Genomic DNA, 22,842 nt, shown 5'->3' with positions numbered 1-22,842 from the left:
TTATGTCTGAATCATCCTTCCCCCTCTTTGCCGACCTGAACCTGAGCGAGCCGCTGCTGCGTGTGCTGAAGGAACTGGGTTACGAATCGCCATCGCCGATTCAGGCCGCGACGATCCCGCTGTTGCTGAATAACCGCGATGTGCTGGGTCAGGCGCAGACCGGTACCGGCAAGACGGCAGCATTTGCTTTGCCGATTCTGTCGCGCATCGACATCAGACAGACTGCGCCGCAAGCGCTGGTGCTGGCGCCGACGCGCGAACTGGCGATCCAGGTGGCGGAGGCTTTTCAGCGTTATGCATCGCATATCCCCGGCTTCCACGTATTGCCGATTTATGGCGGCCAGAGTTATGGTGCACAGTTGAGCGCATTGCGTCGTGGTGTGCATGTGGTTGTCGGCACGCCGGGTCGCGTGATCGATCATCTGGAAAAAGGCTCGCTCGATCTGTCGAAGATCAAGACGATGGTGCTGGATGAAGCCGACGAGATGCTGCGCATGGGCTTCATCGACGATGTCGAAATGATCCTGCAAAAAACACCGGCGACACGCCAGACCGCGTTGTTCTCGGCGACGATGCCTTCTGCGATCAAACGCATTGCGACGACATATCTGCGCGATCCCGATCTGATTACCGTCGCGGCCAAAACCGGTACCGCCGACAATATCCGCCAACGTTACTGGCTGGTCAGCGGCATGCAGAAGCTGGACGCGCTGACGCGCATTCTGGAAGCGGAAGCCTTTGACGGCATGATCATCTTTGCGCGTACCAAACTGGGTACCGAAGAACTGGCGACCAAATTGCAGGCGCGCGGCTTCTCCGCGGCAGCGATCAACGGCGACATTCAACAGCAGCAACGCGAGCGCACGATCCAGCAACTGAAGGACGGCAAGATCGACATTCTGGTCGCGACCGACGTCGCCGCGCGCGGCCTCGACGTGGAACGCATCAGTCACGTCATCAACTACGACGTGCCGCACGATCCGGAAAGCTATACCCACCGCATCGGTCGTACCGGCCGCGCCGGTCGCAGCGGCGAAGCGATCTTGTTCATCGCACCGCGTGAACGCAACCTGCTGAAAGCGATCGAGCGCGCCACGCGCCAGCCGATTTCGGTCCTGGAATTGCCGAGCATCGAAGCGGTCAACGACGTGCGCATCGCACGCTTCAAGGATCAGATCGCCGAGACTTTGGCAGGCGGTGGACTGGAAGCATTCCATTCGCTGATCGAGGATTACGAGCGCGAACACAACGTGCCGGCGGTCGAAATCGCCGCCGCATTGGCGAAGATGGCACGCGGCGACGTGCCGCTTCTGCTGGATAAAAAAGCGCCATCGCGTGAACCATCATGGAGCAACGACAAGCCGGTCAGCGGCGGTCGCTTCGAACGCGCGGAACGTTTCGAGCGCAGCGATCGGCCTGAACGTTTTGAACGACCAGAGCGCGCAGAGCGTCCCGACCGCGCCGAACGTTCACCCATGCCGCGCAAGGAACGCGTGATGCGCGCACCGGACGAAGGCATGCAAACCTTCCGCATCGAAGTCGGCCACGCGCACGGCGTCAAGCCGGGCAACATTGTCGGCGCGATCGCCAACGAAGCGTCGCTCGATTCCAAATACATCGGCCGCATCGAAATCTACGACGACTACAGCACGCTCGATCTGCCCGATTCGATCCCGGACGACATGCTCGATCACCTGAAAAAAGTCTGGGTCGCCGGTCAACAGTTGAACATCAGCCGCGACGGCGAAACACCGGCCGCAAAACCTGCGGCCAAATCGGATTTCAAAAAGCCGTCGTTCGACAAGCCTGAACGTGCAGAGCGCAGTGAACGTACCGAACGTTCTGAGCGTACCGAGCGTCCGGCCCGTAGCGAACCACGCGCGGAGAAATCGTCGTTCGCCGAAAACAGCGGACGTCCGACGCGCGACACCTTCGCCGAAATCGCCGCCGTGCCGAAGAAGGAACGTGTCAGCAACAAGCCGGGTGCAGTCGACATGCAGTCGTTCCGCATCGAAGTCGGCAACACGCACGGCGTCAAGCCGGCCAACATCGTCGGCGCGATTGCCAACGAAGCCGGACTGGAAGCGAAGTACATCGGCCGCATCGAAATCTTCGACGACTACAGCCTGCTCGACCTGCCTGCCGGCATGCCGAATGAAGTGTTCGAACAATTGAAAAGCGTCGTCGTCGCCGGCAAGCAAATGCGCATCAGTCACTCCGGCGTGGCGCCAACGCAGCAGGAAAATTCCGGCAAGAAGATCGCGCTGACCGGACCGAACAAGGGTGCCGACCGTCGCATCGCCGAAAAAGCGCGTGGCGCCAAAACGCCATTCCGTAAAACCGGCGATGCGACTGGCCGCCCATCCGATGCAAAAGACAAACCGAAGACACATCGCAAGGGCGGCAAGTCTGCCTGAGGCCCGCAACGTTTTATCCAATCGGATTGCGGAATTTTTGCGCGCGGCTGCGCACCGGGCTGACCTGCCAGGGCACAGTAGATAAAAAAAGAGGACGATGATTCGTCCTCTTTTTTTATCGGTATGGAGACTGTGATCTAGACCAACCCCAGCGCCTGCACCACCAGCCACAGATTGGCAGCGGAAATCACCGAGAACAATGTCCACGCCAGCAGTATCGTCAAACGCGAATTCGCAAAGCTGCCCATGATGTCGCTGCGCGTCGTCAGCCTGATCAGCGGATACATCGCAAACGGCAATTGCAGGCTCAGCACCACCTGACTCAACACCAGTAACTGGCCGACCGAATGTTCGCCCAGCATCAGCACGCCGATCAATGCCGGACCCAGCGCCAGCAGGCGCGTGATCAGGCGTCGCTGCCAGCATGGAATGCGCAGCTTCAGGAAGCCGTCCATGATCACCTGTCCCGCAATCGTGCCGGTGAAGGTCGAACTCTGTCCCGATGCCAGCAGTGCCAGGCCGAACAGGATGGCCGCGGCCGCGCCGGCAAACGGATCGAGCAGGTGGTACGCGTCGTCGATGCCGATCGCAACCGGATTGCCCGGGTTGAAAAACGCCGTGCCCGCAAGAATCAGGATCGCCGCATTGATCACCAGCGCCAGCAGCAGCGACACGATCGTATCGATGCGCGCCAGAGAAATCGCCTCGCGGCGTGCGCCGTCGTTCTTCGCCACCACGCGCGTCTGCACCACGGAAGAATGCAGGTACAGGTTGTGCGGCATCACCGTCGCACCGAGGATGCCGATCGCCAGATACAACGGCTCCTGACTGGAGATCGCCTGCAACGACGGCACCGCACCGGCCAGCACGCCGTGCCAGTCCGGCTTGATGAACAGCAGTTCCGCAAACAGGCAGACGCCGATGGTCACGATCAGGCCGAGGATGATCGCCTCGATCTGGCGGAAGCCCTTGCCCTTCAATCCCAGCACGATCAGCGTATCGAATGCGGTCAGCAACACGCCGACCGGCAGTGACACGCCCAGCAACAATTTGAATGCCAAGGCGCTACCAAGTACTTCCGCAAAGTCGCAGGCGACGATGGCGACTTCTGCAAAGAACCACTGCATCTTGCCGACCCTGGGTCCGTACTGCTCGCGGCAATGCACCGCCAGATCCTTGCCGGTCGCAATGCCGAGCCGCATCGACAGGCATTGCAGCACGATCGCCGCCAGGCTCGACAGGATCACCACGAACAGCAACTGATAACCGTATTGCGAACCGGCCTGGATCGACGTCGCCCAGTTGCCCGGGTCCATGTAGCCGACCGAAATCAGCAGGCCGGGACCGGCAAAGCGTGCGATCTTTTTCCAGAGCGGTGCGTTTTGCGGAACGGTGACGGTGCCGGCGACTTCGGCCGGACAGAAGGGGGCAGTGGCGGTGGTGGGCAGGCCAAACATGATGATTCGTCGTAATTGTTCGTTGGGATTTGTCATGCGCCGGATGGCGCATGCGGAAACACACATGATTCCACAGCGCAAATTTCCATGCAAAAGAATGTCGCTATTGTCGCGATAAGAAAAAACATGAAAGTACCCGCAACGTTTCGTTTCCTCTGGCACGCTATGTGCAATTGTGTAAAGCGACACCCTCTATATAATGAGCAGCTTGTGATTGTTCCGCGGCCCCTATCTTGAAAACCCAACTTCCCCGCTCATCCACCGTTCCGCTGTATACACAGATCAAGGAAGCATTACGGGCAAAGATCATGGATGGCACCTATGTCGCGCATGAGCGCCTGCCGTCCGAGAGCGAGATGATTGCCGCCTTCGGCGTCAGCCGCATCACGGTGCGTCAGGCCATCAACGATCTGCAGAAGGACGGCTTGCTGTTCAAGGTGCACGGCAAGGGCACGTTCGTGGCCATGCCGAACGTGTCGCAGGAACTGACGCACTTGCAAGGCTTCGGCGAAGCCATGCGCCTGCTGGGACATGAAACCTTTTCCGAAGTGTTCGGCCTGAAAACAGTCAAGGGCGGCGCCATTGCCTGTGCCAAGCTCGGGGTTCCGGACGGCACGCCGCTGACGGAAATCCACCGTGTGCGCTATTTGAATAGAGAGCCCGTTTCGATCGACCATTCCTGGGTGCGTCACGAAGTCGGTTCGCGCCTGACCGAAAAAAACCTGCGTGAAAAAGACCTGTTTTCCCTGCTGGAAAACGAACTGCATCAACCGCTGCATTCTGCCGATGTCGAAATCGATGCAACCTCGGCAAGCGCAGAAGTTGCATCGCGCCTGCATGTACAGACAGGTGCGCCGATCCTGCGCATCGAACGGTTGACCTATGCGGCGGAAGACCGGCCGCTCGTCTTCGAATACCTTCACTATCGCGCCGAAACCTTCAAGTACAAGATGAAGGTATTGCGTTAGCACGTTGCAGAAACTCGTACAGAAAACTTATGCGGAAAATGCATATTCAAGTTTGAAACGATTCGTTCCGTTTCCATCCTCGCGCCGTTAATCTCTTCCTTCATTGCACAGCATCGGAAGAGAAATGAAACAGTACGGCCATTCCGGCAGATTCACGTCAATACAAATCTCCATACAGGAGATGTCTGCTCGAACGCGACAGCCATCCACCGCAGAAAATAGTCATCACATGTATGTGCACAGCGAAACAAACCGTGCGCTGACATGACACATCCGCCCCACTTTGGCATGTCGTTCACCATAAAGACGATTGTCTTTGTGTGCGCGCACTGTTCCTGACCACTCTTTCGTTTAAATCGCCGCAATAAGCGGAAAAAATCGGCAAAAAGCATTGGCACATGTTTTGCTATAACTGGTTATGACGAGTTATGACTAGATGTTGACTGAAGCCAACGTCTGCCAACTTGATCTGCTGTATCGATCTGCTGAATTGCAAGCGGCTCCTTGATGTGTGCACTTTTTAACATGCATCGTCGCGCCATCTATTTGACTGAAAGGATGACATGAAAACCATCGAACTTGAATACGACGTCGTGATCGTCGGCGGCGGTACCGGCGGCCCGATGGCGGCCGTCAAGGCCAAGGAAAAAAATCCGAAGCTGCGCGTGCTGGTGCTGGAGAAAGCCAACGTCAAACGCAGCGGCGCGATCTCGATGGGGATGGATGGCTTGAACAACGCCGTCATCCCGGGCCATGCAACACCCGAACAATATACAAAGGAAATCACGGTCGCCAATGACGGCATCGTCGATCAGAAAGGGGTGTACGCCTACGCCAGCAACAGTTACGCAATGATCGAGGAGCTGGATCGCTGGGGCGTGAAATTCGAGAAGGACGAGACCGGCGATTTTGCCGTGCGCAAGGTGCACCACCTCGGCAGTTACGTGTTGCCGATGCCGGAAGGGCATCACATGAAGAAGGTGTTGTATCGGCAGTTGAAGCGCCAGCGCATCGAGATCACCAACCGTGTGGTCGCAACGCGCCTGATTACCGGTGCGAACGGCGAGATCGCAGGCGTGATGGGTTTCGATTGCCGCACTGCCGATTTCTATGTGATCAAGGCGAAGTCGGTGGTGCTGTGCACAGGCGCGGCAGGTCGTCTCGGCCTGCCTGCGTCCGGCTACATGTTCGGCACCTACGAGAATCCGACCAACAGCGGCGAGGGTCACGCGATGGCCTATCACGCCGGCGCCGAACTGACGAACCTCGAATGCTTCCAGGTCAATCCGCTGATCAAGGATTACAACGGTCCGGCCTGTGCGTACGTCACCGGCCCGTTCGGCGGCTACACCGCCAACTCGCAGGGATCGCGTTTCATCGAATGCGATTACTGGAGCGGCCAGATGATGCTGGAGTTCTACAACGAACTCGAAGGCGGACGTGGTCCGGTCTTCCTCAAGCTCGATCATCTGGCAGAGGAAACGATTGCGGAAATCGAACACATCCTGCACACCAACGAACGTCCGAGTCGCGGTCGCTTCCATGAGCGTCGCGGCAACGATTACCGGCAGAAGGCGATCGAGATGCACATCTCCGAAATCGGTTTCTGCAGCGGACACAGCGCATCCGGCATCTGGACCAATGAAAAAGGCGAATGCTCGATTCCCGGTCTGTATGCGGCGGGCGATTGCGCCAGCATCCCGCACAACTACATGCTCGGTGCTTTTGTATACGGCAAGTTCTGCGGCGAAAACGCAGCGGACTACGTCTCTGGAAAATCCGAATCGGTCATCAATACCGACATGGTCGAAGCCGAACGCCAGCGCATCATGGCGCCGCTGTCGCGCAGTGAAGGCCTGACGCCGTTCCAGGTCGAGTACAAGACGCGTCGCATCGTCAACGACTACCTGCAACCGCCGAAGATCACCCGCAAGATGGAAATCTCACTGGAACGTTTCGGCGAAATCAAGGACGACCTGAACGACATGAGCGCGGAGAACCCGCACGAACTGATGCGAGCGATGGAAGCGCACACCATTCGCGATTGTGCCGAACTCGCTGCGCGCGCCTCGCTGTTCCGCACCGAAAGTCGCTGGGGTCTATACCACCTGTGTGTCGATCATCCGGAGAAGGACGACGAGAACTGGTTCTGCCACACCAACGTCAAGCTGGGCGGCGACGGCAAGATGGCTTTCCGCAAGCGCGAGATCGAACCGTACATCGTCGAATTGAATGCAGAAGAGAAAGCCGCCTATCAGCGCCTGCGCGTCGCCGGTGGCCAGGCCGCCAGCTAAACGAACATACAGCGAACATAAAACGAACGCGAAAGGAAAGACCATGACCATTGCAACCACCAGAACGCAGGCGCCCGTCGTCGTCGATCAGTCCAAATGCATCGCCGAAAAAGGCTGCACCGTTTGCGTGGACGTTTGTCCACTCGACGTGCTGGCCATCGACTTTGTCAGCAACAAGGCCTTCATGAAATTCGATGAATGCTGGTACTGCATGCCGTGCGAACAGGACTGCCCGACCGGCGCAGTGCACGTCAACATTCCGTATCTCGTGCGATAGGAGTGCCGACGATGATGACCACAAGCATTCATGAAAGGCTGCAAAGCGACGATCCCGGCGTGCGCCGGATTGCGGTGATCGATCTGCCGTACTCGGAAGAAGAGGACGACATCGTGCCGCTGCTGGTCGCAGCGCTCGCCGATCCGGACGCCAGTGTGCGCCTCGAAGCGGCGAAGGCGATCGAGGGATATGAAGAACCGGAGGCGCTGGAAGCGCTGGTGCCGTTGCTGAAGGACGCAGATGCAGATGTGCGGCTGGCGACGGCGATCACGCTGGCCGAATTGAAGGATGCTGCATCCGCCCCCTATCTGCTGCCGTATCTGGCTGACGAGGAAGCGTCGGTGAAAGTGGCCGCGCTGCATGCGATTCGCGCATTGCGTGTCGAGGCCGCGTTCGCACCCGCCTTGCAGGCACTGCAGGACGAGGACGCCGGCGTGCGTCGCGAGGCGGTCGGCGTGCTCGGCTATCTGAAGAAGCCGGAAGCCATCGGGGCACTGACCAACGCTGCCGCCAACGACGCCGATCCTGACGTGCGACGGACTGCGGTGGGCGCGCTCGGTTACGCGTCGGAGGTCAGCATCCAGCCGACGCTAAGCCGCGTGCTTGCCGATCCGGCATGGCAGGTGCGCGAGGAAGCCGCGGTCACGATGGGCAAGCTCGGCCTGACGCTCGGCATTCCGGATCTGGTCAAGGCAATGGAGGACGAATTCTGGCAGGTACGGGTGAAGGCGGCACGCAGTCTCGGCAAGCTGAAGGCCAGGGCCGGCGTCACCGCATTGTGCGACGCCTTGCAGCATCCGATGAGCAATCTGCGCAAGGAAGCCGTCATTGCGCTGGGCGAGATCGGCGACACCCGTGCCATCGCGTTTCTCGAACTGTCCTTGCGCGATGTGGATTCGGATGTGCGCAAGCTGTCCAAGCTCGCGCTGACCAGCATACAACTGAACGGAGGTGCGTCATGACACACGTCGTCGGCGAATCGTGCATCGGCTGCAAGTACACGGACTGCGTTGCGGTCTGCCCGGTCGAATGCTTTCACGAGGGTCCCAATTTTCTCGTCATCGATCCGGAAGTCTGCATCGACTGCGGTGTCTGCGTCGCCGAATGTCCGGTGGAAGCGATCTTCGACGAGAAGGTGCTGCCGGCGGAGCAGAAAGAATATGCCGAACTGAACGTGCGACTGGCCGCGCAATGGCCGTTGATCACGCAATCGATGGAACCACTGCCCGACGCCGACAACTGGGCGGACCGGCAGGGCAAACGCGAGCATCTGATGGAGACGGCTTGAACCGGCGCCGCCAGTGCGCACGACCATTCATCGTGAACCTAACCTTGAAGGAATTCAACATGGCACTCTCGTATTCGAACATTCGTTGCACCGCGAAGGGCAGGGTTGCTGCCGCCACCCTGACATTATCTTTTGCCCTGCTGGCCTGCGCTGGTGCGCACGCCAGGGAAGTGGTCACCATCGGCATCGGCACGCAAAACACGACAACCAATACGGTAACCGGCGGCGTCGTCATCAAGGAATTGGGTTTGCTGCAGAAGTTTCTGCCGAAGACCGGCAAGTACAGCGATATCGACTTCAAGCTGGAATGGCAGAACGCGACGTCGGGACCGCCGATCACCAACGGCATGATGGCCAACAAGATCCAGATCGGCATGATGGGCGACTACCCGTTGCTGGTGAACGGCGCCATCGGACAGAACAGCAGCGGTAACGAAACCGAACTGATCGCCATCATCGCTTACAACCAGTTCGGTGCCGGCAACGGCGTGGTGGTGCACAAGGACAGTCCGTATTATCAGCTCTCCGACTTGAAGGGCAAGACGGTGTCGGTGCCGTTCGGTTCGGCAGCACACGGCATGCTGATGCAGGCGATGCAGGCGCGCGGATGGAAGGACGACTACTGGAGTTTGATCAGCCAGTCGCCGGAAGTGGGCACGACGAACCTGCAGGAAAAGAAGATCGACGCACATGCCGATTTCGTTCCTTTCCCCGACCTGCTGCCGTACCGCGGTTTCGCCCGCAAGATCTTTGACGGCGTGGAAACCAGGGTGCCGACCTTCCACGGGGTCGTCGTCCGCAAGGATTTCGCCGAGAAATATCCGGAAGTGGTGGTGGCTTACATCAAGGCATTGATGGCCGCCGACGACTGGCTCCGGAAGAATCCGAAGCTGGCCGCGGAGAACATCGAGAAATGGACCGGCATCGAGAAGGAAGTGGCGTATCTCTATCTTGGCCCTGGCGGCATTCACACACTCGATCCCACCATCAAGCCGATCCTGGTCGATGCCATCAAGACCGACCATGCCGTGCTGGAAAAACTCAATCGCGTCAAACCGCTCGACGTGAAGGCATGGGTCAACGAAAAGTATGTGCGCGACGCCTTCAAGGAAGGCGGCCTCGACTATGACGCACAGAAAAAATCGCTGGACAACTATTACAACGTCAGCGGTCGTGATCCGATTTGCAACAAGGACATCACCGACTCCAGGGTTGCGGCAGAAATCTGGGTAGACGGTGGCGACATCGTGCCGGTCAGTTCGCCGGTGTGTGCATTCAAGGGCATTGCGCAGTACCAGAAGGCAGGCAAGAAAATTGCTGTGACCTATGTGTACGACCAGGCATTGGGCATCAAGGTCTTCGGCAGCAAGGCGTTCTATTCGATGTCGGGCAGCACCCCCGCCAAGCTGGACATCGTGCCCTTCCTGCTGAAGAAGGATGCAGAAGCGTACGCGCAGAAGAACGGCGGCACCGTTGTTACCTATGAGCAGGTTCTTGCAAAAATGGAGAAATAATCATGGCCATGACCGATCGAGCCATCGAATCGCCCGCTGAGGTGATTCCTTCGGCGCACAAAAAAAGTGCTCCGGCATCCAGACCGCCGTTGCAGGCGATACAAGGCGGCATGAGCGACGAATCGTCCATGCGGGCAAGACAGGGATGGTCATGGACGACGGTGCTGTCGTCTGCCTGGATGCAAACCTTGCTGGGTGCGGTGTCGATCGGGAGTGTGTTGCTGTTCTGGCATTTTGCGACTGAATACCGTTGGGATTTCTATATCCGATTCAGCAATATTCCGACCCCCGGCGATGTCTGGCACACGATGGTCGAGGTCAATCAATCGACCAAGTTCATGACCAATGTGTGGATGAGCCTGCGCCGGATTCTGGAAGGATTTTTCATCGCCGCTGTGCTCGGCGTATTCCTCGGCATTCTGGTCGGACGCTACCGGCTGTTTCGCTCTTTGACGATGCCGGCGATGGAAGTATTCCGCCCGATTCCGGCGATTGCATGGGTGCCGATGGCGATCATGATCTGGCCCAGCAATGAAGGCAGCATCATCTTCATTACCTTCATCGGCGCCTTCTTCCCGATCCTGCTCAACACCATCCACGGCGTGGAAGAGATCGACGACGTGCTGTTCCGCGCCGCCGCCAGCCTCGGCACGAAGGAAAAGGACCTGATGCTGTACGTGATTCTGCCCGGCGCGCTGCAGCACATTTTCACCGGTCTTGCGGTCGGCATGGGCGTGGCGTGGGTGTCGCTGATTGCGGCGGAAATGATCTCGGGCCAGTACGGCATCGGCTACTTCACGTGGGAGGCGTATTCGCTGATCGAGTATCCGAAGATCGCACTCGGCATGCTGACCATCGGCGTACTGGGTCTGCTCTGCAGCAAGGTCATCCAGTTGTGTTCGAAGTGGTCGACACCGTGGATCGGTGCAGCAGCGGGAGGTAAAAAATGAGTGCGGCGCTAGGACATGTCAATGTGCGCGATGTCAGCATCAGCTTCAAGTCGCGCGGCAGTACGGTGCGGGCTGTCAAATCAGTCTCGATCAATGTGCAACCGGGCGAGTTCGTTTCCATCATCGGGCCTTCGGGTTGCGGCAAGTCGACGTTGATGAATGCCGTTGCCGGTTTCACGCAAGCCAACACCGGCACGCTCACGCTGGACGGCAAGCCGATCACCGGGCCGGGCGCCGATCGCGGCGTGGTCTTCCAGCAGTACTCGCTGTTTCCGTGGATGACGGTGCGGAAGAATGTCGAGTTCGGCCTGAAGATGCAGGGCATGGCGGCGACGCAGCGCGAAACGCAAGCGCGCACGCTGCTCGGACTGGCCGGTCTGCTGGCGTTCGAGAATCATTACCCGTCGCAACTGTCGGGCGGCATGCGGCAGCGCGTCGGCATCGTTCGCGCGCTGGCAACCAGCCCGCAGGTGCTGTTGATGGACGAACCGTTCGGTGCGCTCGATTCGCAGACGCGCACCGTGATGCAGGAAATCCTGACCAACATGTGGCAACGCCTGCGCCTGTCCGTCCTGTTCATCACGCACGATATCGAGGAAGCGATTTTCCTGTCCGACCGGATCTATGTGATGACGGCGCGACCGGGTCGCGTGAAGGCGGAGATTCAGGTGCCGCTGCCGCGTCCGCGCAAGCCGGAAATGATGGATACGCCGGAATTCAATTCGCTGCTGCGTTCCATCAAGAAACTGATCCGCGAAGAAAGCCTGGCGTCGATGGGCGGCGAACTGTCCGCCGGCGGCTGCGAAGGCCTCAGCATGGAAATCGGACCGGAAGGAGTACAGCATGTTCTCTGACGTTCTCTGTGCCGAAACCGTGCGCGCACATGCCGCGGCTGTACTCGGATGGCCGTCCGACATCCGCATCGATCGCGAGGCCCGTACGCTGGAACTGGTATGGACAGAGCACTCCGCCGAGCTGTCGCATCGTGTGCTGCGCCGTTCCTGCCGCTGCAGCGAGTGCGAAAGTACGCGACGTCGCATCGATGATGTGCTGCCGGTTGCAGCCGATGTGGAATTGCTGAAAATCGAACAGGTCGGCAGCGTCGGACTGCAACTGTTTTTCTCCGATGGGCACAGTCGCGGCATTTATCCGTGGGCCTATCTGGAACAGATCGCCTTCGGCGTCCAAACGCCGGGCTTTACCCAATCCCTGATGAAAGGTTGGCGCGATGAGTAACTTCTACCAGGCAGAAGTCCTGTCGGTACATCACTGGACGGACCGTCTTTTTTCCTTCACCACCACTCGCGAATCCAGTTTCCGATACCAGAGCGGACAGTTCGCCATGATCGGACTGGATGTCGACGGCAAGCCGCTGATGCGGGCGTACAGCATGGTCAGTCCGCATTACGAAGAGCAGCTCGAATTCCTCAGCATCAAGGTGCCGGACGGCCCGCTGACATCGCGCCTGCAGAACATCAAGGTTGGCGATTCCATCCTCGTCGGGCGAAAGGCGTCCGGCACGTTGCTGAGCCAGAATCTGCTGCCCGGCAAGCGACTGTATCTGCTGGGAACCGGCACCGGACTGGCGCCGTTCATGAGCATCATTCGCGATCCGGATATCTACGAAAAATTCGAGCAGGTCATCCTCATGCACGGCTGTCGCCAGGTAAGCGAACTGGCCTATCAGCAGCGCATCATGGATGAATTGCCGAAGGACGATTTTCTCGGCGAGCTGATCGGCACGCAACTGATCTACTACCCGACCGTGACGCGCGAGCCGTTCGAGAACCAGGGGCGCATTCCCGACCTGCTGACCAGCGACAGTTTCTACGAAAAGATCGGCGCACCGCCCATGTCGATGCAGGACGATCGCTTCATGCTGTGCGGCAGTCCGGCCATGTTGAAGGACACCGTGCAGGTGCTGGAAACACGCGGCCTGACCGAAGGCAACATGAGTCATCCGGGCCACTACGTGATCGAGCGTGCGTTCGTCGACAAGTAAGCCCGTGCAGGCGCATCGCACGCGCCTGCACATTCTTTGCAACATCCCTCTTGCTGAAAAGACGGCGGTACGGCCGCCGGGGGAGCGTGTTGTCTCCTGTTTTGCAGCAGAGGCAGTCAAGTTAAAAGGAGCAGGCATGAAGATTCTCGTTCCCGTCAAACGTGTGGTCGATGCCAACGTCAAGGTCCGCGTCAAGGCGGATGGCAGCGGTGTCGAACTGGCGAACGTCAAGATGGCGATCAATCCGTTCGATGAAATCGCGATGGAAGAAGCCGTGCGCCTGAAAGAAGCAGGCAAGGCAACCGAAGTGATCGCCGTATCCTGCGGCGTCACGGCCTGCCAGGACGTTCTGCGTACGTCGCTCGGTATCGGCGCCGATCGCGGCGCACTGGTCGAGACCGATGTCGAGCTGCAACCGCTTGCAGTAGCCAGACTGCTTGCCGCCATCGCGCAACAGGAAATGCCGCAACTGATCATCCTCGGCAAGCAGGCCATCGATGACGATTGCAATCAGACCGGGCAGATGCTGGCGGCATTGCTCGACTGGCCGCAGGCGACCTTTGCATCCGCCATCCGGCTGGAAGACGACAAAGCCATCGTCACGCGCGACGTCGATGGCGGTTCGGAGACCGTGCAACTGACGTTGCCGGCCGTCATCACCGCCGATCTGCGCCTGAACGAGCCGCGCTTCGTCAGCCTGCCGAATCTGATGAAGGCGAAAAAGAAGCCGTTGCAAACCATCGCCGCTGCAACGCTCGACGTCGATATCGCGCCACGCTGGCGCACGTTGAAGATCAGCGAGCCGTCGGTGCGACAGGCCGGCGTAATCGTGCGCGACGCCGGCGAGCTGCTGCAACGATTGCGGCAAGAGACCAACGTCCTTTAAGCCGACGGCTTGAAGCAGGTTCGTCACGCCGCGTCCTCTCAACCAACTTCTTCAAACTGGAGCAAACATGACAGCATTGATGACCGCACTGGTGATTGCCGAACACGACAACGTGTCACTGAAGGGGGCGACCTTGCACGCGGTGACGGCGGCACGCGAATGCGCCGCGCAAGTCCATCTGTTGATTGCCGGTCACGCTTGCCATCCCGTCGCAATGGAAGCTGCAACGCTGGCCGGTGTCGATCGCGTATTGCTCGCCGATTCGCCGGCCCTTGCCGACGGCCTGCCGGAAAACATCGCCGAGCAAATCGTTGCGCTGGCTGCGCATGGCGCTTACACGCACGTCGTGGCGCCGGCCAGCGCATGGGGGAAAAGCGTGTTGCCACGCGTCGCTGCCCGGCTCGGTGTCGGCCAATTATCGGAAGTGACCAAGGTTGTCGCATCGGATACGTTCGAGCGTCCCATCTATGCCGGCAACGCGATCGCCACCGTGCAGTCGCTCGATCACATCAAGGTGCTGACGGTGCGCACCGTCAGTTTCGACCAGGCGACAACCGGCGGCGCGGCGGGAGTGGAGGCCATCACGCCGATTGCCGATAGCGGCAGGTCGACCTGCATTGCACGCGAACAGACGCGATCCGAACGTCCCGAACTGACGTCCGCGCGCATCGTCGTCGCGGGCGGCCGCGGGTTGGGATCGACAGACAATTTCCGCCTGCTGGAGCCGCTGGCCGACGTGCTGAACGCCGCCATGGGCGCATCGCGCGCTGCGGTCGACGCCGGATTCGTGCCGAACGATCTGCAGGTCGGGCAGACCGGCAAGATCGTCGCGCCCGATCTGTATATCGCCGTCGGCATTTCCGGTGCGATCCAGCATCTGGCCGGCATGACCGGCTCCAGGGTCATTGTCGCCATCAACAAGGATGCGGAAGCGCCGATCTTCGGCGTTGCCGATTACGGCATCGTTGGCGATTTGTTCGACGTGGTGCCGCAACTGGTCGAGTTGTTGCAGGAGCAGCAGGGTGGAATGGCAGCCTGATTTCGCGTTTCCCAACTCATTATAACGAGTTATAATGTCGGACTTGCCACCCCTTGATCGGACCCCCATGCTGACGCACGCCGGCCTCGTACTGATATCCATTGCAATCGGTGCGATGGTCGGCGCTGCCGGCGTAGGCGGCTTCTTCATGCCACCGGCGTTGACATTGCTGATGGACGTGACGATTCACGAAGGCATGGCGACGTCGCTGTTCACGTTCATTTTTACCGGCGTGGTCGGCACGTTCTATTTCCATCGCAAGGGCAGCATCGACTGGTCACTTGCATGGCCGTTGTGTCTGGGTGCGGCATGCACCGGATTCTTGGGCGCATGGGTCGGCCATCAATTAAGCACGGTCACGCTGTCACTGATTCTGGCGGCGGTGATCCTGATTGCAGGGGTTTACACGCTCAGCACCGTCAGCCGGTGCTGGACGCTGCAACTGCCGGACGACGCGCGGTCGCAGCAACTGACGATGGCGATCATCGGCGCATTGACCGGATTCCTTTCCGGCTTGACAGGCATCGGCGGCCCGGCCTTGTCGGTCCCGTTGATGGTGTTGTGCGGCTCGTCCATTCTTCCCGCCATCGGCGTCGGACAGGTATTGCAGATCGTCGGCGCACTCTCCGGTTCGGCGGCGAATCTGCGCTACGGCAGCATCGATTTCGGCCTCGCTGCGTTCATCTCTGCGTTTGAAATCGTCGGCGTGCTGGTGGGCGGTTTTATCGTTCATCGCGTACGGATCGTGCTCATCAAGCAACTTGTCGGCGGACTCTGCCTGATCGCCGGCTGCACCTTCATCCTGCGCACACTGTGAACCACGATCCCCGACGTGAAGAATCAATCGTGACGAATCAACCATGACGAATCGACCATGAAGAATCGACCATGACGCAACAGACTGCCCCGCGCGAAGCAATGGAATACGACGTCGTGATCGTCGGCGGCGGTCCGGCAGGGCTGGCAGCGGCAATCCGGTTGAAGCAACTGGCAATCGCGCAGCAGCGTGACATCACGGTCTGCGTGCTGGAAAAAGCAAGCGAGCCGGGCGCGCACACGCTGTCCGGCGCAGTGATGGATCCGCGCGCACTGAACGAACTGTTTCCCGACTGGCAGCAACGCGGTGCGCCGCTGCATACGCCGGTGAGCGAAGACCGCTTCCTGTTCCTGACGCAGACCAGTGCCTTGCGAACGCCGAACTTCCTGCTGCCGGCGTGTTTCATCAATCACGGCAACTACGTCATCTCGCTGGCCAACGTCGTGCGCTGGCTTGCACAGCAGGCAGAAGAACTGGGCGTCGACGTGTTCCCCGGCTTTCCCGCATCCGAAATCCTGTACGACGATCAAGGTGCGGTGCGTGGCGTGGCGACCGCCGATATGGGCGTCGGCCGCGACGGACAACCGACGGCGGCATTCCAGCCCGGCATGGAACTGCTCGCGAAGTACACTCTGTTCGCCGAAGGCGCGCGCGGTCACCTGGGACGTCAACTGATCGCGCGCTTCCATCTGGATGCCGGCCGCGCACCGCAAACCTATGCACTCGGCATCAAGGAATTGTGGGAAATCGATCCCGCCAAACACCAGCCGGGCCTCGTGATCCACACCGCTGGCTGGCCGCTGCAGCGCGACACCTACGGCGGTTCCTTTCTTTATCATCTGGAAAACAACCAGGTCGCGGTCGGCTATGTCGTCGGCCTGGGATATGCGAATCCCTATCTGTCGCCGTTCGAGGAATTCCAGCGCTACAAGACGCATCCGGCGATTAGCGGTTTTTTCGAAGGCGGCAAGCGCATCGCGTATGGCGCGCGCGCCATCACCGCCGGCGGATTGCAGTCGTTGCCGGAACTGATCTTTGCAGGCGGGGCGTTGATCGGTTGCGAAGCGGGATTCCTGAACGCCAGTCGCATCAAGGGCAGTCACACCGCAATCAAGAGCGGCATGCTGGCAGCCGAGGCAGTCTGTTCAGCGCTGGCACAAGGGCGGCAGCACGATGTACTGACCGATTACCCGACTGCATTTGAACAATCGTGGCTGCATGAGGAACTGCATGTGGCGCGCAACTTCAAGCCGTGGATGAGCAAGGGATTGCTGATCGGTGCGCTGATGGTCGGCATCGACCAGTTGCTGCTGCGTGGCAAGGCACCGTGGACATTGCGTCACACGCACACAGATCACAGTCGCCTGCAACCCGCAGCGCGGCACCAGCCGATTGCCTATCCGAAGCCGGACAACACGCTCACCTTCGATCACCTGTCGTCGGTTTTTCTGTCGGGCACCAATCACGCGGAAGACCAGCCGGCGCATCTGAGGTTGAAGGACGCGACGGTGCCGGTGGCAGTCAACCTGAAAACATACGCCGGGCCGGAAGCACGTTACTGTCCTGCAGCAGTGTATGAATTCATCAAGAACGATGCCGGCGAAGACCGCCTGCAGATCAACGCGCAGAACTGTGTGCATTGCAAGACCTGCGACATCAAGGACCCGACGCAAAACATTGTCTGGGTCGCGCCCGAGGGCGGCGGCGGTCCCACTTATCCGAACATGTAATGCCGTCGCCTGCGTTGCACCGCATTGCACACTGCACTTTTTCCTCTTCATGATTGTTTTGTTCGGGGTTTGCTGCCGGACTGACAAGGGTATTCGCGTCAAAGCGGGATAAAATCGTTGCCGTGCACCGGCGTATCGGTGCCACTGCATTACTTTTTTAATCGCTTCGACCGGATCGCAAGACATCATGCAAACACTTCCCGCCTGCCCGCAATGCCAGTCCACGTACACCTACGAGGACGGCGGCAATTTCGTCTGTCCCGAATGTGCGCATGAATGGTCGGCGCAAGCCGCAACCGAATCCACAGGCGAATCGGCAACCGGTGCCAAAGTATACAAAGACGCCGTCGGCACCGTATTGCAGGACGGCGATACCGTCAGCATCATCAAGGATCTGAAACTGAAAGGATCGGGCGGCACGCTCAAGATGGGAACCAAGGTCAAGAATATCCGTCTGGTAGATAGCGATCACGACATCGACTGCAAGATCGACGGCTTTGGTGCAATGAGCCTCAAGTCCGAATTCGTCAAGAAAGTCTGATCGCGTCCATGCTCACCTGAACCCAACACTGATTCGTCGCCATGTCGCAATTGTTCACCGTCCCCCTCCGCGTCGAATGCCCGCCCGGCGCATGCGGCTGCGAGCGCGAGATTCTGCTGAACGATCCGGCCAGCGACCGACGCGTGCTGATGCTCACCAGGCAGGAAGAAAAAAAACTGCTGGCGCGCATCGAAGCCATCGCCAATTACGCCGAACTGCTCTACATCAAGGAGCGCATGTTCGAACAGCTTGGCATCGTGCTGCAGATCGGCCCCGGCGACAACGAAGTGCGCACCGTGCGCGGCCTCAACATCCAGTTGATCGAGCAACCCGGCTTGTGCAAGAAGACGCGACAGACCGTGCCCGCTGCCGTGCGCAAATGCCTTGAAAAGAACCCGGGTATTGTCTATGCGATTCTGGATGCAGACGGATTGTTTGGGGCAGGTTGAGTGCGGAGGCGGTGTTAGGGCGTTGCTCTGTGATGAATCAAGTCCGGGAACACTGAGAACAAATAAAAAGGCGACCGATCGGTCGCCTTTTTATTTCATCATCCACATCCAGATGCATGGTTCGCCAAAACGTCCGACCCACCTTCAGTGATGCCGCAGGTCGGTATTCAAGGACGAAGCTTCTATGCGGTCACGCTTGCCGGATGAAGAGGTGAATGATGCTGAATGCAAACCTAATGACTTGGATTCATGGAATGGTTCCCCTTGCCTTCGCCGGTAATTGCCCATTCCAGCTTCTGAATCAGGGTATCGAGGTTAAAGGGCTTTCGTAGCACGGTGTACGAGCCGGTGGAGGTGATCAACTCTGGCGTCGAACTCATAAATACGAACGGCGTCGCGTAGTTGTTATGCGAGCCTCTGACCCTGTCGAATAACTCCGACCCGTTCAGGTTCGGCATTTGAAAGTCAGCCAGAATGATGCCCGGACTTTCATCGCGCAGCATTTCCCAAGCCTGTTGACCATCCCGCGCACGATGGACGACATACTGTTTGAAGACAAGTGCCTCTTCGATGACCTCCAGCATATCGGGATCGTCATCCACTACAAAAATCGTTTCGCCCATTGGTTTTCCTTTTAACCACCATCCCATAGCGTGGCACCGGCTACAAGAGGCGCAACACACGTTATGTTGTAGGACAACACGCCAGCTTCGCCTTTAGAGGGGAATGACGACTGTAAAAACCGTTCCGGTCAGTTTTTCCGAGACGACAGAGATGGTGCCGCCATGCGCGGCGGTGATCGTCTTGGCAATATACAAGCCGAGACCTAGACTTGTCGGCGCGCGTGCCGGTTGCTCATTGGTGATTGCAAGTTGCACCATGGGATCGAATATCGCATCGATCGCATCCTTCGGAATCAACGCACCAGAGTTCCGGATTGCGACCATCACGCTCTGCGCCGTCGACGACATCGTCATGGTGACCGGCTTTTCGTCTCCCCGGTACTGGGCGGCATTATTCAGCAGATTCGTCAGCACCTGCTGAAGTCGCACGCGGTCGAACTCGCCGATGGTTGATTCCGGCGCATCCAGCAAGAACGGACAATTCGGATGAAGGGCTGACGCATCCGCAATTGCTGCCTGGCAGATATCCAGTATGTCTGCCGTTGCAAACGTCATGGGCATTTCACCGCCCAGCTCGGCGCGCGCATATTCAAGCAGATCGTTGACCATTGAGTTCATGACCGACGCACTTCGTTTTATCCGCGAGGCGGCCGTTGCAACGGCTTCCATCTTGATGCCAGGCTGGCTCAGCAGGCTGCCCGATAAGGCGATTGTCGCGAGAGGGCCGCGCAGATCGTGCCCCAGTATCGCCAAAAAAGTATCTCTGGCAAGTGTTGCTTGCGCCGAATAGGTCACTACGGATTCAGCCAACGCCTGATCGATTGCCTCATTGAAGCGGATAAGATCGGCGCTGTGCTCCGGTGACAACTCGTTACCAAGAGCAAACCACAGACGTTGTACGGTCGCACGAAGAGCGCGATATTCTGCAGTCAGTTGCAACAGCGTAAACCCGTCGCCCTGTCGCGCCGTTCCATGTATGGATGCGCCGGTCGTGGCCGTTTTGTCGGAGGACATGCCGCGAGATTTATCAAGCTGCTCTCCAGGGCTCTGTCGGGTATCGATATCGACGGCAATTGCGCGCAGTATCTGTTCTGCATGATCCCGGATTTCCTTCTTGGAGAGGATGCGTTCGGGCTCAAGTATGCTTGCAAAATGATCCCATTCCGTAAGAATCTCTTGCATATTACTGGTGATGAATGTCGAGAGCTTCATGTTATCCACGGTAGCGGTCATTGGTCTAACCGCACAGCGTGAGGCAATTCTCGCTTTAAAGCAATCAATGCACGCGCAGCATGAAGCAATACTCCGAAAGACCGAAAATCCACGCGAAGAAACGACAATCCATGACTCATATCGTCCACAGCCTGCTGGAAACCGACCTCTACAAATTCACCATGTGGCAGGCGCTGCTGCACAGCCATCCGGCGGCGCAGGCGAGTTATCGTTTCGTCTGTCGCAACCAGCCCGCCTATCCGCTGGCCGAACTCAAGCAGGACGTCGAACGCGAACTCGATCATCTGTGCACGCTCACCTATCGCGACGACGAGCTGGCGTATCTGCGCACCTTGCGCTTCATCAAGAGCGACTTCGTCGACTTCCTCACCGTGTTCCGCTTCCAGCGTCATTTCATCGACGTCTCGACCGACGGCGATCAACTGGAAATCGTCGCCAGCGGCCCGATGGTGCATGTGATGGGATTCGAGATTCACGTCCTCGCCATCGTCAACGAACTGTACTTCCGCCGCTTCGATCAGCAGAAGGCGTTGACGGAAGGCCGCGCGCGCCTGCAGGCGAAGATCGACCTGCTGCGCACATTTTCAGCAGAGCTACCGTGCACCAACCCGTTCGAATTCTTCGACTTCGGTGTGCGCCGCCGCTTCTCTGCTGCATGGCATGAAGAAGTCGTCTCGACCTTCGCGCGCGATGTGCCGCAATTCTTCAAGGGCACGTCCAACGTCTACTTCGCCAAGAAGTTCGGCCTTGTTCCCATCGGCACGATGGCGCACGAATATCTGCAGGCGTATCAGGGATTCGGCGTGCGTCTGCGGGATTTTCAGAAGGCCGCGCTGGAAGACTGGGTGCAGGAATATCGCGGCGACCTCGGCACCGCACTGACCGACGTGGTCGGCATGGACGCCTTCCTCGCCGACTTCGATCTGTATTTCGCCAAGTTGTTCGACGGCCTGCGCCACGATTCCGGCGATCCGTTCGAATGGGGCGAGAAGGCGCTCGCGCATTACGTGAAGTTGAAGATCGACGCCCACACCAAGCGCCTCGTCTTCTCCGACGCACTCGACCTGCCACGCGCGCTGGCGCTGTACCGCCACTTCGCCGATCGCACGATGACCGGTTTTGGCATCGGCACCGATCTGACGAACGACGTCGGTTATGAACCCTTGAGTATTGTGATGAAGCTGGTTGCCTGCAACGGGCAACCGGTCACCAAGCTGTCCGATTCACCGGGCAAGGCGCTGGTGACGGACGGGACGTTTTTGGCTTATTTGAAGAAGGTATTTCAAGAACCATCGGTTTTATGAGCTTTTTAAAGGGATGGCGTCGTCAATTAATCCTAATGGCAGGTTGTTTCTTCCCTCAGAACTATAATGAGCGACAACAAATCCTGAATATTTTTCCTGAATACCTGCAGGAACATCGTTGTCGACCAAAATCATTTGGCATCGAACGTCATTCATCTCAGCAAATTCCGCAATATCAATAATATGTTCATACATATTGTTGTACTTTGATGGATCCGAAATCTCTTCTGCTTTATCTTGATTCTTGTCGGTCTCGTTGTACTGTGTTTGGGTTTTCCCTAAATACTTACCTACCGTATCAATCATGAGGAATGCCGGAAGATTGGTGTTATTTTCAACGGCATATTCTAATAAGCTTAAAAAATATCCAATTGATAGTATTGTTCGGAGGCCACCCGAGGTTATGTCTTTGTAAAGGCGTTGGCGTAACGTCGGAAGCATGGATGTCTCATCGATTCCAACTTCTAGACGATCTTTAATTTTTACTTTCTTTAGATAAGCGTCAAGTTTTTTACCGAGGTTATTCAATACTTCGGTCATAGAAGGTGCAGATTCTTTCAAACTCTCCAGTTTGACGTTCAATGCATCTATACGATTTGTCAAATCATCAATATATTCGCCAATAGATTTTTGTTGATTGCGTATTTTCAAAGAATGATGAAGTTGCTTTGATTTTTGGCGAACCGTAGCTAGTTCGGACGCTAATCCATCTCGCTCCGAAAGGTAAGGAGTAATCATTGATCTAGATTCTTCATCCAACATTCTGCGAGTGCGCAGTTGTTCATCAAATAGATCGTTTAACTTAAATGTAAATTGATGATGCTGATCTCGTTCAGAATTTATTAAGAGATCAATTTCTCGAATTCTTCTGACTAACGTATTGACCTCATGATTGACTTTGTCTTCTTCCGCTATATTGTGTTCATGCTTAATGTCAGGCAGGCTTAAGTCATTATTGCAAATCGGACATAAGAAAATTTCCTCCGATGGTTTACCAATAACTATGTTCGCTGATTTGATTGCCTTTAATTTTGAAATATCGTTTTGGTAATC

22 protein-coding genes are annotated in these 22,842 nt (G+C 57.8%); 18 read left to right on the top strand and 4 right to left on the bottom strand.

The window, feature by feature from the left end; translation table 11 throughout:
• Positions 1–2: 2 nt before the first annotated feature.
• A complete protein-coding gene (locus tag VN114_RS09055; RefSeq protein WP_325514093.1) occupies positions 3–2,417 on the top strand; it encodes a DEAD/DEAH box helicase in 2,415 nt (804 codons plus the stop codon).
• Between the two features lie 137 nt (positions 2,418–2,554).
• On the opposite strand, the gene VN114_RS09050 is transcribed toward VN114_RS09055, so the two are convergent.
• Positions 2,555–3,874 carry an Nramp family divalent metal transporter gene (locus VN114_RS09050; RefSeq protein ID WP_325514091.1) on the bottom strand — a complete coding sequence of 440 codons (1,320 nt, stop codon included), beginning with the start codon at positions 3,872–3,874 and terminating at the stop codon, positions 2,555–2,557.
• 233 nt (positions 3,875–4,107) lie between these two features.
• Between VN114_RS09050 and VN114_RS09045 the strand changes: the two genes are divergently transcribed.
• The 16 genes from VN114_RS09045 to VN114_RS08970 all read left to right on the top strand — a co-directional run bounded on the left by VN114_RS09045 (position 4,108) and on the right by VN114_RS08970 (position 18,629).
• Positions 4,108–4,842 (top strand): GntR family transcriptional regulator, encoded by a 735-nt coding sequence (locus VN114_RS09045; protein ID WP_325514089.1) that lies wholly within the window; start codon positions 4,108–4,110, stop codon positions 4,840–4,842.
• A gap of 563 nt (positions 4,843–5,405) precedes the next feature.
• Positions 5,406–7,136 (top strand): fumarate reductase/succinate dehydrogenase flavoprotein subunit, encoded by a 1,731-nt coding sequence (locus VN114_RS09040; protein WP_325514087.1) that lies wholly within the window; start codon positions 5,406–5,408, stop codon positions 7,134–7,136.
• Between the two features lie 43 nt (positions 7,137–7,179).
• Positions 7,180–7,413, top strand: coding sequence for a ferredoxin family protein (locus VN114_RS09035; RefSeq protein WP_325514086.1), 234 nt, complete (start codon positions 7,180–7,182; stop codon positions 7,411–7,413).
• Positions 7,414–7,424: 11 nt separating this feature from the next.
• A complete protein-coding gene (locus tag VN114_RS09030) occupies positions 7,425–8,375 on the top strand; it encodes a HEAT repeat domain-containing protein (protein WP_325514084.1) in 951 nt (316 codons plus the stop codon).
• Positions 8,372–8,701 carry a ferredoxin FdxA gene (fdxA, locus tag VN114_RS09025; RefSeq protein WP_325514083.1) on the top strand — a complete coding sequence of 110 codons (330 nt, stop codon included), beginning with the start codon at positions 8,372–8,374 and terminating at the stop codon, positions 8,699–8,701. Before VN114_RS09030 ends, fdxA begins: the two co-directional genes overlap by 4 nt.
• Positions 8,702–8,760: 59 nt before the next feature.
• Positions 8,761–10,215, top strand: a complete 1,455-nt coding sequence (locus VN114_RS09020; protein WP_325514082.1) for an ABC transporter substrate-binding protein — start codon at positions 8,761–8,763, stop codon at positions 10,213–10,215.
• Positions 10,216–10,217: 2 nt separating this feature from the next.
• A complete protein-coding gene (locus VN114_RS09015; RefSeq protein ID WP_325514080.1) occupies positions 10,218–11,165 on the top strand; it encodes an ABC transporter permease in 948 nt (315 codons plus the stop codon).
• Complete coding sequence (locus tag VN114_RS09010) at positions 11,162–12,019, top strand: ABC transporter ATP-binding protein (RefSeq protein WP_325514079.1); 858 nt, start codon at positions 11,162–11,164, stop codon at positions 12,017–12,019. The genes VN114_RS09015 and VN114_RS09010 overlap by 4 nt, the downstream gene beginning before the upstream one ends.
• Positions 12,009–12,401 (top strand): DUF971 domain-containing protein, encoded by a 393-nt coding sequence (locus tag VN114_RS09005; RefSeq protein ID WP_325514078.1) that lies wholly within the window; start codon positions 12,009–12,011, stop codon positions 12,399–12,401. Before VN114_RS09010 ends, VN114_RS09005 begins: the two co-directional genes overlap by 11 nt.
• Positions 12,394–13,167, top strand: coding sequence for a ferredoxin--NADP reductase (locus tag VN114_RS09000; protein ID WP_325514076.1), 774 nt, complete (start codon positions 12,394–12,396; stop codon positions 13,165–13,167). The genes VN114_RS09005 and VN114_RS09000 overlap by 8 nt, the downstream gene beginning before the upstream one ends.
• Positions 13,168–13,303: 136 nt before the next feature.
• The gene (locus VN114_RS08995; RefSeq protein WP_325514075.1) at positions 13,304–14,053 is read left to right on the top strand and encodes an electron transfer flavoprotein subunit beta/FixA family protein; all 750 of its coding nucleotides are present in this window, start codon (positions 13,304–13,306) and stop codon (positions 14,051–14,053) included.
• Positions 14,054–14,132: 79 nt separating this feature from the next.
• Positions 14,133–15,092: an electron transfer flavoprotein subunit alpha/FixB family protein gene (locus VN114_RS08990; RefSeq protein ID WP_325514265.1), complete on the top strand. Its 960-nt coding sequence runs from the start codon at positions 14,133–14,135 to the stop codon at positions 15,090–15,092.
• 67 nt (positions 15,093–15,159) lie between these two features.
• Positions 15,160–15,909: a sulfite exporter TauE/SafE family protein gene (locus tag VN114_RS08985; RefSeq protein WP_325514074.1), complete on the top strand. Its 750-nt coding sequence runs from the start codon at positions 15,160–15,162 to the stop codon at positions 15,907–15,909.
• Positions 15,910–16,010: 101 nt separating this feature from the next.
• Positions 16,011–17,639, top strand: coding sequence for an electron transfer flavoprotein-ubiquinone oxidoreductase (locus VN114_RS08980; RefSeq protein WP_325514264.1), 1,629 nt, complete (start codon positions 16,011–16,013; stop codon positions 17,637–17,639).
• A gap of 187 nt (positions 17,640–17,826) precedes the next feature.
• Complete coding sequence (locus VN114_RS08975; protein WP_325514072.1) at positions 17,827–18,180, top strand: zinc ribbon domain-containing protein YjdM; 354 nt, start codon at positions 17,827–17,829, stop codon at positions 18,178–18,180.
• 41 nt (positions 18,181–18,221) lie between these two features.
• Complete coding sequence (locus VN114_RS08970; protein WP_325514071.1) at positions 18,222–18,629, top strand: hypothetical protein; 408 nt, start codon at positions 18,222–18,224, stop codon at positions 18,627–18,629.
• A gap of 233 nt (positions 18,630–18,862) precedes the next feature.
• Here VN114_RS08970 and VN114_RS08965 read toward each other — a convergent pair whose 3' ends face one another.
• Entirely contained in the window at positions 18,863–19,252 is a 390-nt protein-coding gene (locus VN114_RS08965) for a response regulator (RefSeq protein ID WP_325514069.1), read from the bottom strand.
• Positions 19,253–19,345: 93 nt separating this feature from the next.
• Positions 19,346–20,464 (bottom strand): HAMP domain-containing sensor histidine kinase, encoded by a 1,119-nt coding sequence (locus VN114_RS08960; RefSeq protein WP_325514068.1) that lies wholly within the window; start codon positions 20,462–20,464, stop codon positions 19,346–19,348.
• 131 nt (positions 20,465–20,595) lie between these two features.
• Here VN114_RS08960 and pncB point away from each other — a divergent pair, with 131 nt between their 5' ends.
• Positions 20,596–21,789 (top strand): nicotinate phosphoribosyltransferase, encoded by a 1,194-nt coding sequence (gene pncB, locus VN114_RS08955; RefSeq protein ID WP_325514066.1) that lies wholly within the window; start codon positions 20,596–20,598, stop codon positions 21,787–21,789.
• Here pncB and VN114_RS08950 read toward each other — a convergent pair.
• Positions 21,784–22,842 (bottom strand): DUF3732 domain-containing protein (locus VN114_RS08950; RefSeq protein ID WP_325514064.1); only part of this gene is annotated, 1,059 nt, incomplete at its 5' end. The two genes, pncB and VN114_RS08950, sit on opposite strands and share 6 nt — an antisense overlap.

It is taken from the genome of Oxalicibacterium sp. (genome assembly GCF_035565035.1).
In the GTDB taxonomy this organism is placed as follows: domain Bacteria; phylum Pseudomonadota; class Gammaproteobacteria; order Burkholderiales; family Burkholderiaceae_D; genus Oxalicibacterium.
This window is presented reverse-complemented; position numbering and strand designations above follow the sequence as displayed.

Coding starts and splice junctions, on each gene's coding strand:
- VN114_RS09055 (WP_325514093.1), top strand. CDS start 3: ATGTCTGAATCATCCTTCCCCCTCTTTGCCGACCTGAACCTGAGCGAG.
- VN114_RS09050 (WP_325514091.1), bottom strand. CDS start 3,874: ATGTTTGGCCTGCCCACCACCGCCACTGCCCCCTTCTGTCCGGCCGAA.
- VN114_RS09040 (WP_325514087.1), top strand. CDS start 5,406: ATGAAAACCATCGAACTTGAATACGACGTCGTGATCGTCGGCGGCGGT.
- VN114_RS09035 (WP_325514086.1), top strand. CDS start 7,180: ATGACCATTGCAACCACCAGAACGCAGGCGCCCGTCGTCGTCGATCAG.
- VN114_RS09030 (WP_325514084.1), top strand. CDS start 7,425: ATGATGACCACAAGCATTCATGAAAGGCTGCAAAGCGACGATCCCGGC.
- fdxA (WP_325514083.1), top strand. CDS start 8,372: ATGACACACGTCGTCGGCGAATCGTGCATCGGCTGCAAGTACACGGAC.
- VN114_RS09020 (WP_325514082.1), top strand. CDS start 8,761: ATGGCACTCTCGTATTCGAACATTCGTTGCACCGCGAAGGGCAGGGTT.
- VN114_RS09015 (WP_325514080.1), top strand. CDS start 10,218: ATGGCCATGACCGATCGAGCCATCGAATCGCCCGCTGAGGTGATTCCT.
- VN114_RS09010 (WP_325514079.1), top strand. CDS start 11,162: ATGAGTGCGGCGCTAGGACATGTCAATGTGCGCGATGTCAGCATCAGC.
- VN114_RS09005 (WP_325514078.1), top strand. CDS start 12,009: ATGTTCTCTGACGTTCTCTGTGCCGAAACCGTGCGCGCACATGCCGCG.
- VN114_RS09000 (WP_325514076.1), top strand. CDS start 12,394: ATGAGTAACTTCTACCAGGCAGAAGTCCTGTCGGTACATCACTGGACG.
- VN114_RS08995 (WP_325514075.1), top strand. CDS start 13,304: ATGAAGATTCTCGTTCCCGTCAAACGTGTGGTCGATGCCAACGTCAAG.
- VN114_RS08990 (WP_325514265.1), top strand. CDS start 14,133: ATGACCGCACTGGTGATTGCCGAACACGACAACGTGTCACTGAAGGGG.
- VN114_RS08985 (WP_325514074.1), top strand. CDS start 15,160: ATGCTGACGCACGCCGGCCTCGTACTGATATCCATTGCAATCGGTGCG.
- VN114_RS08980 (WP_325514264.1), top strand. CDS start 16,011: ATGGAATACGACGTCGTGATCGTCGGCGGCGGTCCGGCAGGGCTGGCA.
- VN114_RS08975 (WP_325514072.1), top strand. CDS start 17,827: ATGCAAACACTTCCCGCCTGCCCGCAATGCCAGTCCACGTACACCTAC.
- VN114_RS08970 (WP_325514071.1), top strand. CDS start 18,222: ATGTCGCAATTGTTCACCGTCCCCCTCCGCGTCGAATGCCCGCCCGGC.
- VN114_RS08965 (WP_325514069.1), bottom strand. CDS start 19,252: ATGGGCGAAACGATTTTTGTAGTGGATGACGATCCCGATATGCTGGAG.
- VN114_RS08960 (WP_325514068.1), bottom strand. CDS start 20,464: ATGAAGCTCTCGACATTCATCACCAGTAATATGCAAGAGATTCTTACG.
- pncB (WP_325514066.1), top strand. CDS start 20,596: ATGACTCATATCGTCCACAGCCTGCTGGAAACCGACCTCTACAAATTC.